The sequence below is a fragment of the Mucilaginibacter dorajii genome, from assembly GCF_024808255.1.
Taxonomy (GTDB): domain Bacteria; phylum Bacteroidota; class Bacteroidia; order Sphingobacteriales; family Sphingobacteriaceae; genus Mucilaginibacter; species Mucilaginibacter dorajii.
Window position 1 is genome coordinate 289854 of record NZ_JANTYS010000009.1, and the last position, 14040, is coordinate 303893.

Consider the following 14040-nt stretch of genomic DNA (forward strand, 5'->3'; position numbering starts at 1 on the left):
CAGTTATATCTTCCACTTTGAGTTATGATCAGGGGTAAACAAATGGGTTTCTGAGCTCATTACCGTGCTATGGTTTGGTAAAAAGGTTCAATGGTGTCATATCCAAACATTTCATCGGCACAGTCTTCATGTTCCCATAGTGCCGAGTACGGGTCATAGCTGCATTTTAATGGTTTGGATAACTTATCGGTTGGGTCGGCCAGGAAAACCCGGCAGTCAATACACACATACCTGTGCTCGCAATCCCGGCAGGCTTTAAAATCGTCTTTTTTAAGGTGCCACATGGCTTCAAAAGCCGGATGGTTCCTCAATGCAGTTTCCAGGTTATCCCGGTAAATATTGCCATATACTGTTGTGGATGAAGGGCAGTTTTTGATGTCGCCGTTGGTGTCTATGCCCACCTTACGGTTAAGGCAGGTGTTGAATTGTTGTGCTTCGGTAAAGGTTTTGGCGTTAACGGCAAACGTAAATGGATCAATAATGCCGCAACAGGCGTTTGATTTAATCAGCTGCTCGGTAAATAAAATATTGCCCATTACCCCTTCAAAAGCCCTAAGGATGCGTGTGGTTGGTGAGGAATGAATAAATACCGATTTAATATTAGGGTGCTTATCAGTAAGATATTCAAAAAAACTATCCTTGATGGGCCGCGCATATTCAACAATGATCTCGATGGATTTGAACAATGTTGGGTTAAGCAACGCCATCATTTCAGTTAGCTCTTCGACGGTGCTTTTTCTGAAAAACCGAAGTTGCAGGTTCCGGCAGCCAACCAGGCTTAGCGCCTTAAAAATCACATTGAAATTTACCTCGTGCCGCTCATCAATATCAACAATGGCATTGGATATGTAAGATGCCTCGGTGCTGGTAATATCCAGATTGAGCGAGGTAACTGGGTTTAGGGTGATTGATCCCAGGCCCCGCTCAATCAGGTAATGAATATGTTCATCAAGCAAATCTTTATGATCGCTGTGTTTTTCAAAGAGCAGTTGCAACGGAAGGCCATCATCCGCCATCAGGATATCAGCAATCTCGTTAGGTACATAATAAATCTCTTCCCGCTGCAGGTCGCATATCGAACTGCGCTTGTAACCCCTTACCGGGATACAGTGGGGATGCAGGTTAAAATAATTATCGCCCATGTTTGATTACAATTGAGTTAAGATCAATAATGGTGGATAATGGTTTATAAACCCCATCCGTATAGGATTTTAAAGCAAGCCGGGTGTTTTTAAACCTAAAATAGTACCGGTACCTACGATTGGTGCTCAGGGTGTTTTTTTGCCGTTTGTCATTTTTTACAAACTGTTTAAAACGGTTCCTGTAGCTCTTTTTCATGGGTAATGGTTTTTGATGTTTGTGTAAATGCCGGTTGCCTTAACTGCCGCCCTCATCTGCTAAAAACACCCATAAAAACACCGGTAGATGCTTATCCTGAATCGAAAATATGCATAAAAATACCCTTAAACGACCGACTTGCAGCTTATTACACCAACGTTGATATTGTCTATGTGAACGTCAATATTCGTCAGTACGGTAAAAATGATGAACCCATCGGTATGATATTTTGCCGGAAATAGTGGCCTCCCGGTATCCGGAATTATTGAGGAGGGATAATATGGCAGAGGGCATTTTTTTATGCTACCCTTAATCTATCTTAAGTCTATTTCTTAATCTACCTTATAGGATATCCGGCTCCATAACCACCATCTTTGCTCCATCAAATTACAGCGTGATGAAAGCAGCAGTAACAACCAAGGCCGGCGAGCCTGATGTGATACAAATACAGGAAGTGCCCAAACCCATAGTAAAGGACGGCTGGGTGCTCATTAAAATTAAAGCCTTTGGCCTTAACCGGTCAGAGATCTTTACCAGGCAAGGCCACTCGCCAGGTGTAATATTTCCGCGCATTCAGGGTATCGAATGTGTGGGTGAAATAGCCGAAGATCCGTCCGGGACCTATCAGCCCGGCCAAAAAGTTGCCGCCATTATGGGCGGTATGGGGCGCGAGTTTGATGGAGGCTACGCCGAATTCGCAGCGGTACCTATCCATATTGTTTTTCCATTTGAGAGCAACCTGCCCTGGGATGTATTGGGCGCTATTCCCGAAATGTTTCAAACGGTATCCGGTTCATTGAATGAGGCCCTGGAAGTTAAAGCTGGCGAAACCTTATTGATCCGCGGCGGCACATCTTCCATCGGGATGCTGGCCTGCCAGCTGGCCAAAAGTATGGGCTTAACCGTAATTGCCACCACCCGTAATCCCGATAAAACCGATCATCTTACTGCAAACGGGGCCGATCATGTTTTGCTCGACGACGGCAACATCAGCATAAAGCTGAAAGCGCTGTTCCCCAACGGAGTTGATAAAGTGCTGGAACTGATTGGCATTGCAACCCTTAAAGACTCCCTGCAATGCATTCGCCCTAAAGGCATCGTTTGTATGACCGGCATTTTAGGCGGCTCCTGGACCATGCCTGAGTTTACCCCCATGGGCGATATCCCCTCTTTAGGCCGCTTAACCGTTTATATGGGCGATGCTAATAATATAAATAAAGAGCTTTTACAGGCTTTTATTGATGATGTTGCCAAGGGAGCTATCAATATAAACATCGACAGAGCATTCCAACTGGATGACGTTGCCGAGGCTCACGCCTATATGGAAAGTAACCAAAGCAAAGGCAAAATAGTGGTGTTAACATCTTAATTGAACAGCCTCAATTATATCAGCCCCTGTCGATAGATCAGGGGCTTTTTTGTTACGCGGGTTTTACCGGTTCCAGGCCGTGGGATTTCATGATGGCCAGTACTTTTTGCATATCCGGCGGTCCGCCGGCATTGATCACCGCAGCAATTTCACGGAAATAATCCGGCCCGATATTCGCCGGTGATAGTGAACATAGCGCCCTTACCGTTTCGGTGTGCAGGTTGTTAAAGCCGTGTATCACACCTCTTTTGATAAAACAATGGTCGCCGGGTTTCAATTCGCGGGTTTCGGTACCAATGAGCTGCGTAAGCGTTCCCTCTAATATATAAAGCGTTTCATCTACCTCAACATGAAAATGCGGTGCGGGCACTTTCGTGCTTGGCGGTACAACCAGTTCAAACTGAACCAGCGTGCCGTCTGTATCCTGGCCGTCAAGCAAAAAATTCAGTTCAAGGCTACCCATGCGGATGGTTTCTTTAAAATTGGGGAACATCATTAAGTGGTGTTAGGTATGTGATAAAGGTAATTATTCTTAAATATGAATACCAAATGGTTTTATATTAGTTAAACCGGCCTACCCGGCCTGGCTCCTGAGCGCTATTGGCGATAGCGACGTTTGCTTTTTAAAGAAGTTGGAAAAATGCGACAGCTGCTCGAAGCCCAGGCTGTAAGCAATTTCGGAGATATTCCAATCCGTTTGTTTGAGCAGGATCCTTGCTTCCTGTACCAGCCGGCCTGCAATATGCTCGGTGGTGGTTTTGCCGGTGTTTTCCTTTAAAACCTTGTTGAGGTGGTTGCTATGGATGGCCAGGCGGTCGGCATAATCTTTAGCGGTGCGCAGGCTTAGCTTTTGCTGTGGCGATGATACCGGGAACTGCCTTTCCAAAAGCTCGATAAACAGTGATGATACCCTTGCCGATGCATTGTGCGTAGCGCTGTTGGGTGCATATGGCTGCAGCTTTTGCCCGTAGTGTACCAGCTCCATCACAAAATTACGGATGAGATCGAACTTGTACAGGTAATCCGACCGGGTTTCGTTCTGCATCTTTTTAAAGAGCGCGGCTACCTCGTCGGCCTCCTCATCAGATAGTTGAAATATCGGGTAACCTCCCGGTTTAAAAATAGGCAGCTCATCCAGGATCACCCCGCTTTTGGATTGTACCAGGAACTCATCTGTAAACAGGCAGAAATATCCCTTTTGATCCAAATCCTGCGGAATCCAGTGATACGGGATCCTTGGGGTGGCAAACAGGAGCGCGTTTTGTTCAATGTTGATCACCTTATCGGCGTATTCTGCAACGTTCCGGCCGCGTACCAGGCTAATTTTATAGTAGGCCTTGCGACTGTAAGGCATCGTATCGGGCAGTTTGGTTAGGCCCTTCATCAGGGTTTCCAGGTTAAATACGTTAAAATGGCCTATCTCTTTGGCGTTAAATCCTGCCGGCATAAGCGGGTTTACCTCGCAATTCACAAATTCCGAAGCTTCCTTATAAAAATCATCTAATGTTGTGATTGCCATAGTTGGTTTTTAATCTTCAATCCAAATTTAGCCCAAATCTTGCGCTGGCTTTTTTGTTTTTCTGTTGTTATTTGAATTTGATAAACAATAGATTGATGTTTACAAACGGCAGGGTGAAGTGTCGCCGCATCTTTGTGCTGTTAATTATAAAGATACGCAAAATGCTGTTAAAAAACAATACTATATTAATAACCGGGGGCACCAGCGGCCTGGGTTATGAACTTGCCCGCAGGCTGCTTGAACTGGGCAATACTGTTATTATTACCGGCCGAAACCAAACCCGCCTTGATGAAACCCGCAAAGCCCTGCCCGGCATCCATACCATACAAAGTGACGTGAGCGATCCGGAGCAAATTGAACGCTTACACCGGCAGGTTACCAACCAGTTCCCTAAGCTGAATATGCTGATCAACAACGCGGGCGAAATGCGCCAAATCAACCTGCATGATGCTACTATCGATTTGTATAATATTACCCGCGAGGTGGAGATCAACCTGATGGGGCCTATCCGCATGGTGCAGGCTTTTTTACCGCATTTAAAGCAGCAGCAGCACGCCGCTATTGTAAATGTAACGTCGGGCATCGCGCTGGTTCCGTTCCCGGTTTCACCGGTTTATGGGGCTACTAAATCGGGTTTGCGGTCATACACCAAATCGTTGAGGGTGCAGCTGAAACATACCGGCATTAAAGTATTTGAGCTGGTTGCCCCGGGTGCCAAAACACCGCTTAACGACAAGTTTGCCCAGGTTGATGGTTTCAACGAAAACGCGATGATGGACCCGGTAAAACTCATTGATGTAGCTATTAAAGGCCTGCAACAGGATAAGTACGAGATTTTGCCCGGCCTGGCAAAAGCGATCAAATTCATGTCGCGCCTGGCGCCGGAATTTTTATTGGGGCAAACCAGCAAGGTTGGCGCTAATTTGATGAAATAACGAGTGCGGACAGGACAGTTTGAGATAGAAGAACGGTGGGGACTGTGCAATTCCTTCCTTGTGTAAGCAGGCAATGTTATTAGTTAAGAGCCTGGCAGGTTGCTCTATCGGAGTAAAAGCTTTGTGGCATACCTAAATGAGCCCCATAAGGTTCCGTACCTACGGCACAGAGGACATTCTTCGTTCTTTCTACAAAGCTTTTCCCCCTAACGGGGGCTACTGTGTGTACACATCTTTTGGAATCGTATCACTAAACAAAAACGTTGTCATTTCGAACCCTTGGAGGGAGGGATTTTGCAGGGCAAGGGTGAGAAATCTTATACGACAGGCTACGTTTGCTTGTCGCTCGTAGAAGATTTCTCTTTCGCGCCCCCCACACCCCCCTCCTTAGCTCTATCGAAATGACATTTTTCTTTTTTAGAAAGATGTGTACACACAGTAGCTACGGGGGGAAGAAAACCATAACTGCGCAGGGGCACTTTTTCAAGTGGCCCGTGAACGTACGCAACTTAAAATCTTAGCGCCTTTGCGGCTTTGTGAGAATTATTTATCACAGTTCTTTTGCTTAACTTCGGTACAATGGAAGTAACCACTTTAGATGAGTTTTACCGGCAAACCGCCACGCTGATCCCCGAGGATATTAACCGGGAAATAGGCCATTTTAACGTGTTTGGTTTTGACGACCTGGCCGCCAAACGCAGCAAAAAAGGCGTAATGCCCTATAACAGGCGCACCTATTACAAAATCAGCATTATTAAAGGCCATAGTACTGTCGAGTATGCCGATAAGGTGATCAACATTGAACAAAACGCCCTGCTATTTGCCACGCCGCAGATCCCCTATAACTTTTACCCGGCCAACGACCAGCAGCAACACGGTTACTTCTGCATTTTTACCGATGAGTTCCTGGTGCAATCCAAAAGCGGGGTGGTGCTCGACGATCTGCCCATTTTCCGCCCCGGTGGCTACCCTATTTTTGAAGTCGGCGATGAAGAAGCCACCGAGATCGCCGCCATTTTTGCCAAGATGCATAAAGAGCTGTCGTCCAGCTACGCGTACAAGTACGATCTGCTGCGCAATTACATCCTCGAACTTATCCATTACGGCCAAAAGCTACAGCCGGCTACCACCCTGTATCCTTCCCATTCCGCGTCGGCAAGGGTATCGTCGCTGTTTATCGAGCTTTTGGAAAGGCAGTTCCCCATCGAATCGCCAAACCAGAAGCTGAAACTGCGTACCGCTAAAGATTATGCCGACCGCCTGGCCGTGCATGTAAACCACCTCAACAAGGTTTTAAAGGAAAACACAGGCCAAACCACCACCCATATCATCAGCAGCCGGGTAGTAAAAGAGGCCAAAATCCTGCTCAAACAAACCGACTGGAACATCTCCGAAATTGCCTACTGCCTGGGCTTCGAACAGGTGGCCCATTTCTCTAATTTCTTCAAAAAACAAACCACCTTAGCACCCATCGAATTCAGATAGCATTATTTGAATTTTGCAAACATTTACTTTTCGCTTTGCAATAAAAAACACTGCTTTTGAAACAATTTTGGTTTAAAACGGTACCTACGGGCCACTACAGGGTACCTCCCATGCACCTTTCTCATCCTGTCGTGCACCTTTCAGGTACTTGCCATGCAGTTTCCGCGCAGTAGTAATGCTGAGTTTTTGATTACAAAGGGCAAAAGGAGCACTTCTGGCAGTATATTTAGCTGTATCGATTTAGCTGCCATCAGATTTTGGCGTGTGGCCTTCATGCCCGATGAAAATATTTTAAAGAGGAGAACAACGTACAAATATTGAAGATATTTTATCAAGGAAATATTGGCATTCCCGCCGGTAGAGGCGGGCCGCGCTTTCCGTTCATACGCGCACACGGCCTTAAGCCCCGGGCCGGTATCCACTTCAATCGCTAATGCGGGGGAACCGGGAATAACCGGGCACCGTATCTACACTGTAAGTCATCTATAAGCGTGCTGACTCAGGCGTGTCATATATGGCTCAACCTGGTTGATAATTGACCCCGGCAATCTTGCATACCTGTCGGTGGGAAACACGCGAAACACGTGCGCCAGCAAAGGGCCAGCCCAACACCGATACCGCGTCAAGGCCGCATCTTTTTCAACTTCCCTGCAAACTGCTTATCTGTTAAGGAAACCAGGAAACTTTCCAGGTCGGTTTTTTCCTGTTCGGTTAAACCCATTGGTGTATTAAGCAAGGTATCGCGGTTTATGGAGTGTGGCACTATTTTATCCGGGTTGTTGTAGTAATCAATTACCTGCCGCAGCGTTTTAAACATGCCGTTATGCATATAAGGGGCGGTTATAGCCACGTTACGCAAAGCGCCTATTTTGAACCTGCCTAAGTCGCTTTCTTTTTTGGTGACACAGGCGCGGCCGCTGTCCAGTAATGTTTTTTGATCATAAAGGCCGATGGAGCGAAATTCGACATCATTAAAGTCGGGGCCAAAATGACACTGGATACAGCGCCCTTTGGTATTGAAAATAGCAAAGCCCCGTTTGGCCGATTCGCTAACAGCCGCCTCATTATCATTCAGGCGCCAGTCGTCAAATGGCGAATCGCCGGTTTCTAATGTTCGTTCAAATACCGATAATGCTTTCGCTAAATTAACTGCATTGGGTGCCTCATGAAAAACAGCTAAAAAAGCCCCCTTATAGTAAGCATTGTTTTGCAGTCGCCATATAGCTGTAGCTAAAGGCAAATCCATTTCTATAGGATTTTGGAGGGGAATCAGGGCCTGTTGTTCTAATGTAGTGGCGCGCCCGTCCCAAAAGAAGGCTACCTGTAAGCTCATGTTCATGGCCGAGGGCGTATTGCGCACGCCTTTCCGGCTGTGTACCCCTAAACTGATGGCAGAAGTATCGGAGAAGGCAAATTCTTCTTTATGGCATGATGCGCAGCTGATCTTTTTAGTACGGGACAATATTGGGTCGAAAAATAATTTGCGGCCCAATGCTGCAGCGGTTAACGGTTCCGGATTTTTAAACGCGCTTTGCGAAAAGATAAGGATGGCACCAAGCGTAAAAAGGATAATGCAAAACTTTTTCATTTAGGTTGTTGCTATTTAACCGTGGTTACTTTTTTAAACAGCAACCCATTAGTCCCTTCCCTGCGACCTGTACAGGTATCCTGTATCACATGAAACTTCAAAGAATCAAGCTTTCCTAAAAATTCAACTTTATAGATACCATCATATTTGTCATTACAAGTAGGATCGGAAATGTACATCGTATCATGTTTCATATGATAGGCACCACTTACAAATTCTTTTTTGTTGATAAAGCCATCAAAAGTTCCGTTGACCCTGAAAATAGCCAGCAACTTAAAAGGCTGTCCTTGCGAAGCACCGGAATACTCCCATTTCCCCACCAGGGGATTAGTATCGCTTGTAAAGGCGATAGCAGAGAATAATATAACAACGAAAGTACTGAGCAGGTAAAACTTCTTCATGGTAATGTTTTTATGAACATAGGTATATCTCAAAAAAACAAAATTTTACCTGGTTTAACTTTCGCGTATGTTGCAAATGCTTTAGAGTTTGTTGCATCCCTTAAGCAGGCGCGTGTCTCAACTTGGTTGATCATTACCCCCCTACAACCTATCGTAGCATGCTGCATACATGCGGGTGCGCCAGCCAAGGTTTTCTACAAAAGGAGGCGGGTGATGTCCAGTCAGCCAAGCAAGCAAAGCCCAGCACGTCTGCTGGGCTTTGCTTGCCTTATTTTATAAGCTGGCGGTGCGGTGATAACGCCAACCCAAGGCAAAAACATGCGAAATGAGACGATATGCGTGGATTTTGATACAATATGAAGATATCCCGGCAACGCTTTTACTTACTTTTACGACCTGAAGAAAACATCAATTATATACTATTCATGAACCCATCTAACCAACTTAAGTTATTGGTCTTACTGGCCTATGCATGTCTGACCGGGGCTGTGCATGCGCAGGAAAGAAAAGCGCCTGCTTACCCGCTCATCACCCACAACACTTACTTTAGCATCTGGTCAAATACCGATCAATTGAACAACTCTACCACAACGCATTGGACAGGTGCGGAGCACTCACTACTGGGAATGATTAATGTGGACGGGAAGATTTATCGTTTCCTTGGAAAAGGGCAAACCAGCTATAAAACCATATTGAACGCTTCTGATGAAGCGTCTTATAACGTTATTTACACGGAAAACAAGCCAGCGGGTGACTGGACTTCACTAAAATACAGCACTGCCGGCTGGAAGGTTGGACAGGCACCAATTGGCGACGATGAGAAGAGCGTAAAAACGGTGTGGAAATCGGACGATATCTGGGTAAGGCGGACGTTTAATTTGAGTACTATCGCCGGCATTAATGAGCTTTTTTTAAAACTTAACCACGACGACAACGTTGAGGTTTTTCTGAACGGTACCCGGGTTTACGAGAAGAACGGCTGGACAAGCAGTTTCCAATATTTCCCGATCAATAAAAACGCGCTTAAAGCGGGTAATAACGTGATCGGTATCCACCTGGCTAATACTGCGGGTGGTCGCTTTTTAGATTTTGGCCTCGTAGACAAGTTAAAAGACAATGCCGCCCAAATATTGCTGGCCGAACAAAAAAATGTAGAAGTGAATGCAACGCAAACTGTTTACAATTTCGCTGCCGGAAAAGTGGACCTTCAACTTACTTTCACTTCACCATTGCTGTTGAATAACCTGGGTTTGTTATCTCGCCCGGTTTCCTACATTGCTTACAAAGTGAACGCAAATGACGGGAAAAACCACGCTGTAAAAGTTTTCCTTGGCGCATCGTCCGATATCGCGGTCTATCAACCTTCACAGGAAGTTAGCGCGCAAAAATATGCTACCGCGAAACTCTCTGTATTAAAAGCCGGCACCGTTGAGCAGCCTGTTCTTCAAAAAGGCGGCGACGATATGCGGATTGACTGGGGGTATCTTTATGTAGCCGCGCCAAAGATTGCCGGAGCGGTTCAGTTTATTACCAAAGGCAGCGAAGCTGCTAATGCATTCAGGAAGGGCGCTGTTTTGTCAACCGTATCTAAAGGCCGTTCACTTTCACTAAATACCATCATGCCCTTCGGCACTGTTGGTAAAAAAGCTGTTGAGCGCTTTGTTGAGTTAGGTTATGACGAACGGTTTTCTGTACAGTATTTCAATATTGATTTAAGGCCCTGGTGGAATAACTCGGGCAAAGCTACCATTGAAGGCGAACTTACAGGCGCCTTTAATGAATACCAGTCTGTGATGCAAAAATGCAAGGCCTTTGATAAGGAGGTTTATGCGGATGCCTTACGTTCGGGAGGGGCAGCGTATGCACAGTTGTGCGTATTGGCCTATCGCCAGAGCATCGCGGCGCATACACTGGTTAAAAGCCCCGCAGGTGAAACCCTATGGCTATCTAAGGAAAACAATAGTGGCGGTTTCATTAATACCGTGGATGTAACCTATCCATCAGCACCGCTTTACCTGCTTTATAACCCGGAATTGATGCAGGGTATGCTGAACGGTATTTTCCACTTCAGTGAAACGGGCAAATATCCGCACCCATGGGCTGCGCATGACCTGGGCACTTATCCCCGCGCCAACGGACAAACCTACGGTGAGCCTATGCCGGTGGAGGAATCTGGTAATATGATTATCCTTTGTGCCGCTATTGCTAAAGTGCAGGGTAATGCCGGCTATGCAAAAAAACACTGGCAAACACTCACCACCTGGGTCGATTACCTTGCCAAAGAAGGTTTGGATCCCAAATCCCAGTTATGTACGGATGATTTTGCCGGACACCTGGCCCGCAACGCCAACTTATCGGTAAAAGCCATAGTGGCAATAGCTTGTTACGCGCAAATGGCCGAAACATTGGGCGAAACCGAAACCGCAAAAAAATATAGGGCCATAGCCGATGGCATGGTGCCTGAGTGGATAAAAATGGCCGACGCCGGTGATCATTACGCACTCACTTTTGATAACAAAGATACCTGGAGCCAAAAATATAACCTGGTTTGGGATAAGGTGTTGAGCCTGCATTTATTTCCTCAGAAAGTGTATGATACCGAAACCAGGTATTATCTTACTAAAATAAACAAGTTCGGGATTCCGCTGGATAGCCGTAAATCATACACCAAGAATGACTGGATTGCCTGGACGGCAACTTTTGCGCCTCAAAAGGATCAGTTCGAGGCGTTGATCAGGCCGCTTTATGTACACGCCCTGGAGACTCCATCGCGCGTGCCCCTGAATGATTTTTACGATTCAAAAACAGGCATCAGGGAAAACTTCAAAGCAAGAAGTGTAGTTGGTGGTTTTTATATGAAAGTGCTGGCTGATAAATTGAAGGCGGAATAATTCCGGAACACATCATATGAGCCGTAATTTTCCTGTTTGTGGAGTGGCAGGGCCTGGCTAAAAATAAATAAAAAGGATAGTCATTGCGAGTTTTAAAATTCGCGGGCTGTAAAGGAAAGCATGACGTAAACAGGGCGCAGACGACTCACCCCGACGAGGCTCCGCTCGACGGCCCTCTCTTCAACTTCGTTGCAAAGAGGGCAAAAAAAACATTTAAACCCTCTTTGCCGCGCAGCCGGAGAGAGGGTGGTCCAGCGAAGCGTAGACCGGGTGAGTCTTAGTCAGCGTTCAAAGACGGCGTTTGTGTAAATATCCAATACGTCATGGATAGGAGGAACCATGAAGCAATGACGTATCTATTGTACTATAATATTTTTACAAAACCGCTTTTAAACAACTTCAAAGTTAAAAAAACTAATATCGAACACTGAATTTCGAATGTCCAACATCGAAATTTTCCCTTCATCATTCGAAATTGGACATTCGGTGTTCGATATTAAATCAAACTTAACGTAATAACATTGGGCCGTATGCAACCCCTATAATATCTGAGCCCGGTTCTCTTAACCTAATATAATGAACAATAATAAACTGATCACCAAGCCGCATTTCCCGATACTGGATGGGTTACGCGGTGTTGCAGCCATCATCGTTGTTACCTTTCACCTTACTGAACCGCTGGGCACAGGTCACCTGGATATCATAGTTAATCACGGATACCTCGCTGTGGATTTCTTTTTCCTGCTATCGGGTTTTGTTATCGGCTATGCTTATGACGACCGCTGGCATAAAATGACAATCGGCGGTTTCTTTAAACGCCGTATCGAGCGCCTTCAGCCACTGGTGATCCTGGGTATGACATTGGGTGCTATAGGCTTTTACTTCACAGATTCGACGCTTTGGCCGCTTATCCATACTGTACCATTGTGGAAAATGCTGCTGGTTTTGCTCATCGGCTATACTATTCTGCCTGTACCCTTATCCCTGGATATACGCGGCTGGCAGGAGATGCATCCCCTTAACAGCGTAGGATGGTCTTTATTCTTTGAATACATCGCCAACATTCTTTACGCGGTTTGGATAAGAAAATTTTCCAAAACTACATTGGCGGTGTTAGTATGCGTTGCCGCTGCAGTACTTGCGCACCTGGCAATCACCAATGGGGATGTAAGCGGCGGCTGGACATTTAATGTAGAGCAGGTGCGCGTGGGTATTACCCGCACGATATACCCGTTCTTTGCCGGCCTGTTGCTTTCGCGTATTGCTAAACCCGCCCGCATCAGGAATGCGTTTTTATGGTGCAGCGTTTTATTAGCGATGGTATTGTATATGCCGCGCATCGGCGGTGCGCATCATCTTTGGATGAACGGGATATACGAGTCTGTTTGTATCATCATCATTTTTCCGCTTATCGTTTACCTTGGCGCCGGCGGGGAGGTCCATACCCAAACAGAGCGCAGGGTATGCAGGTTTCTCGGCGATATATCCTATCCGCTTTACCTGGTGCATTATCCGCTGGTTTATTTTTATGTGGCATGGATCAGTAATCATAAAGGGGTAACCATTGTACAGGCCTGGCCTTATGCCTTAGCTATTTTGATTGGTGCAATTATCCTGGCGTATATCACTTTGAAATGGTACGATGAGCCGGTTCGTAAATGGCTGCGAAAAAAACTTGGCTAAATAGAAACGCTGGTGCCAGCGAAAGGGATAACTAAAAAAGAAAGATTGGCAATTGTTTCCGGGCTTACCCAATCAAAGAAATTGTATTACCAGCTGCTCCCATTCCTCTTCTAAAGAGAGGCTGGGCCGCGTTTGCCGGGCTGCACTGTACCAGTAATCCGCATTCGGGATGTCACCCTCTTTGCGGTGCAGGTAGGCATGTACCCAGGCTGATGACTGATCTGTGAGATGGTCAACCTGGGCATGCGCCTGATGCCAATCGCCTTTGCCATCGTACCAAAGACTTTTTAACTGCGGAGAAAGCCCGTCAGCGGGCTGGTTTAAATTCAATGATTCCTTAAATTCCTTTAGTGTTTTCAATGGGCATCAATTTTTGATGTACAAATAACGGATAAAGCATTATTTGTACATCAAACTTTATCAATACAAGTTTAGTATGAGCATGGCCCGACTCATCATCGGCATTTAATCCCGTACTACTAACAACAGAGAACCCAGGATGTTTAATTTTACACGAAAATTTGTTTAACCAACAACCCGCAATAGGATAGAAACGGATACTGGCCAGCGCCTAAGGCCATGTGCGCGTATGAGTGAATGAGCCCGGGCCGCAGGCATTGCCCATTTCAGATTCAAAAGTCAAAAAAACTGCCTGGTTGCCTCTTCGAAGATTTTCGACCTCGAACCGCTAATTGCCAGCGACGGGGCGAAAGCAATGTACTATCTGCATGAAAACGAGGCCGTATCATAATTCAAATGATGCGGCCTCTATGTTTGCAACGTATTGGCTCCATGTTTATCTGTTTTCGTTGAATTTCTCAGCAAGGAGTA

Annotated in this window: 12 protein-coding genes; 5 read left to right on the forward strand and 7 right to left on the reverse strand. The window is 46.0% G+C overall.

Annotated features, from left to right (window positions below):
• Positions 1 to 59: 59 nt before the first annotated feature.
• Both gwsS and FHS10_RS14870 read right to left on the reverse strand, forming a co-directional pair.
• On the reverse strand, positions 60 to 1142 hold the full coding sequence (gene gwsS, locus FHS10_RS14865; protein ID WP_259091754.1) for a grasp-with-spasm system SPASM domain peptide maturase: 1083 nt from the start codon (positions 1140 to 1142) through the stop codon (positions 60 to 62).
• Positions 1132 to 1338, reverse strand: a complete 207-nt coding sequence (locus tag FHS10_RS14870) for a hypothetical protein (protein WP_259091755.1) — start codon at positions 1336 to 1338, stop codon at positions 1132 to 1134. Before FHS10_RS14870 ends, gwsS begins: the two co-directional genes overlap by 11 nt.
• 397 nt (positions 1339 to 1735) lie before the next feature.
• Here FHS10_RS14870 and FHS10_RS14875 point away from each other — a divergent pair, with 397 nt between their 5' ends.
• The gene (locus tag FHS10_RS14875; RefSeq protein ID WP_259091756.1) at positions 1736 to 2707 is read left to right on the forward strand and encodes a zinc-binding alcohol dehydrogenase family protein; all 972 of its coding nucleotides are present in this window, start codon (positions 1736 to 1738) and stop codon (positions 2705 to 2707) included.
• Between the two features lie 52 nt (positions 2708 to 2759).
• On the opposite strand, the gene FHS10_RS14880 is transcribed toward FHS10_RS14875, so the two are convergent.
• Positions 2760 to 3203, reverse strand: a complete 444-nt coding sequence (locus tag FHS10_RS14880) for a cupin domain-containing protein (RefSeq protein WP_259091757.1) — start codon at positions 3201 to 3203, stop codon at positions 2760 to 2762.
• Positions 3204 to 3281: 78 nt separating this feature from the next.
• Positions 3282 to 4226 carry a helix-turn-helix domain-containing protein gene (locus tag FHS10_RS14885; RefSeq protein WP_259091758.1) on the reverse strand — a complete coding sequence of 315 codons (945 nt, stop codon included), beginning with the start codon at positions 4224 to 4226 and terminating at the stop codon, positions 3282 to 3284.
• Positions 4227 to 4387: 161 nt separating this feature from the next.
• Between FHS10_RS14885 and FHS10_RS14890 the strand changes: the two genes are divergently transcribed.
• Positions 4388 to 5161 (forward strand): SDR family oxidoreductase, encoded by a 774-nt coding sequence (locus FHS10_RS14890; protein WP_259091759.1) that lies wholly within the window; start codon positions 4388 to 4390, stop codon positions 5159 to 5161.
• 579 nt (positions 5162 to 5740) lie between these two features.
• On the forward strand, positions 5741 to 6646 hold the full coding sequence (locus FHS10_RS14895; RefSeq protein WP_259091760.1) for a helix-turn-helix domain-containing protein: 906 nt from the start codon (positions 5741 to 5743) through the stop codon (positions 6644 to 6646).
• 622 nt (positions 6647 to 7268) lie between these two features.
• Here FHS10_RS14895 and FHS10_RS14900 read toward each other — a convergent pair.
• Both FHS10_RS14900 and FHS10_RS14905 read right to left on the reverse strand, forming a co-directional pair.
• Complete coding sequence (locus FHS10_RS14900) at positions 7269 to 8234, reverse strand: cytochrome-c peroxidase (protein WP_259091761.1); 966 nt, start codon at positions 8232 to 8234, stop codon at positions 7269 to 7271.
• 11 nt (positions 8235 to 8245) lie between these two features.
• The gene (locus FHS10_RS14905; protein WP_259091762.1) at positions 8246 to 8635 is read right to left on the reverse strand and encodes a hypothetical protein; all 390 of its coding nucleotides are present in this window, start codon (positions 8633 to 8635) and stop codon (positions 8246 to 8248) included.
• A gap of 425 nt (positions 8636 to 9060) precedes the next feature.
• On the opposite strand from FHS10_RS14905, the gene FHS10_RS14910 reads away from it, so the two are divergent.
• Both FHS10_RS14910 and FHS10_RS14915 read left to right on the forward strand, forming a co-directional pair.
• Entirely contained in the window at positions 9061 to 11526 is a 2466-nt protein-coding gene (locus FHS10_RS14910; protein WP_259091763.1) for a glutaminase domain-containing protein, read from the forward strand.
• Between the two features lie 576 nt (positions 11527 to 12102).
• Positions 12103 to 13209, forward strand: coding sequence for an acyltransferase family protein (locus FHS10_RS14915; protein WP_259091764.1), 1107 nt, complete (start codon positions 12103 to 12105; stop codon positions 13207 to 13209).
• A 72-nt stretch (positions 13210 to 13281) separates the two neighbouring features.
• Here the strand turns inward: FHS10_RS14915 and FHS10_RS14920 are convergent, their stop codons facing one another.
• Positions 13282 to 13569, reverse strand: coding sequence for a hypothetical protein (locus FHS10_RS14920; protein WP_259091765.1), 288 nt, complete (start codon positions 13567 to 13569; stop codon positions 13282 to 13284).
• Between the last annotated feature and the right edge of the window lie 471 nt (positions 13570 to 14040).

Bases quoted from the DNA above. Each gene is read 5' to 3' on its own strand.
- gwsS (WP_259091754.1), bottom strand. From the start codon at position 1,142: ATGGGCGATAATTATTTTAACCTGCATCCCCACTGTATCCCGGTAAGG.
- FHS10_RS14870 (WP_259091755.1), bottom strand. From the start codon at position 1,338: ATGAAAAAGAGCTACAGGAACCGTTTTAAACAGTTTGTAAAAAATGAC.
- FHS10_RS14875 (WP_259091756.1), top strand. From the start codon at position 1,736: ATGAAAGCAGCAGTAACAACCAAGGCCGGCGAGCCTGATGTGATACAA.
- FHS10_RS14880 (WP_259091757.1), bottom strand. From the start codon at position 3,203: ATGATGTTCCCCAATTTTAAAGAAACCATCCGCATGGGTAGCCTTGAA.
- FHS10_RS14885 (WP_259091758.1), bottom strand. From the start codon at position 4,226: ATGGCAATCACAACATTAGATGATTTTTATAAGGAAGCTTCGGAATTT.
- FHS10_RS14890 (WP_259091759.1), top strand. From the start codon at position 4,388: ATGCTGTTAAAAAACAATACTATATTAATAACCGGGGGCACCAGCGGC.
- FHS10_RS14895 (WP_259091760.1), top strand. From the start codon at position 5,741: ATGGAAGTAACCACTTTAGATGAGTTTTACCGGCAAACCGCCACGCTG.
- FHS10_RS14900 (WP_259091761.1), bottom strand. From the start codon at position 8,234: ATGAAAAAGTTTTGCATTATCCTTTTTACGCTTGGTGCCATCCTTATC.
- FHS10_RS14905 (WP_259091762.1), bottom strand. From the start codon at position 8,635: ATGAAGAAGTTTTACCTGCTCAGTACTTTCGTTGTTATATTATTCTCT.
- FHS10_RS14910 (WP_259091763.1), top strand. From the start codon at position 9,061: ATGAACCCATCTAACCAACTTAAGTTATTGGTCTTACTGGCCTATGCA.
- FHS10_RS14915 (WP_259091764.1), top strand. From the start codon at position 12,103: ATGAACAATAATAAACTGATCACCAAGCCGCATTTCCCGATACTGGAT.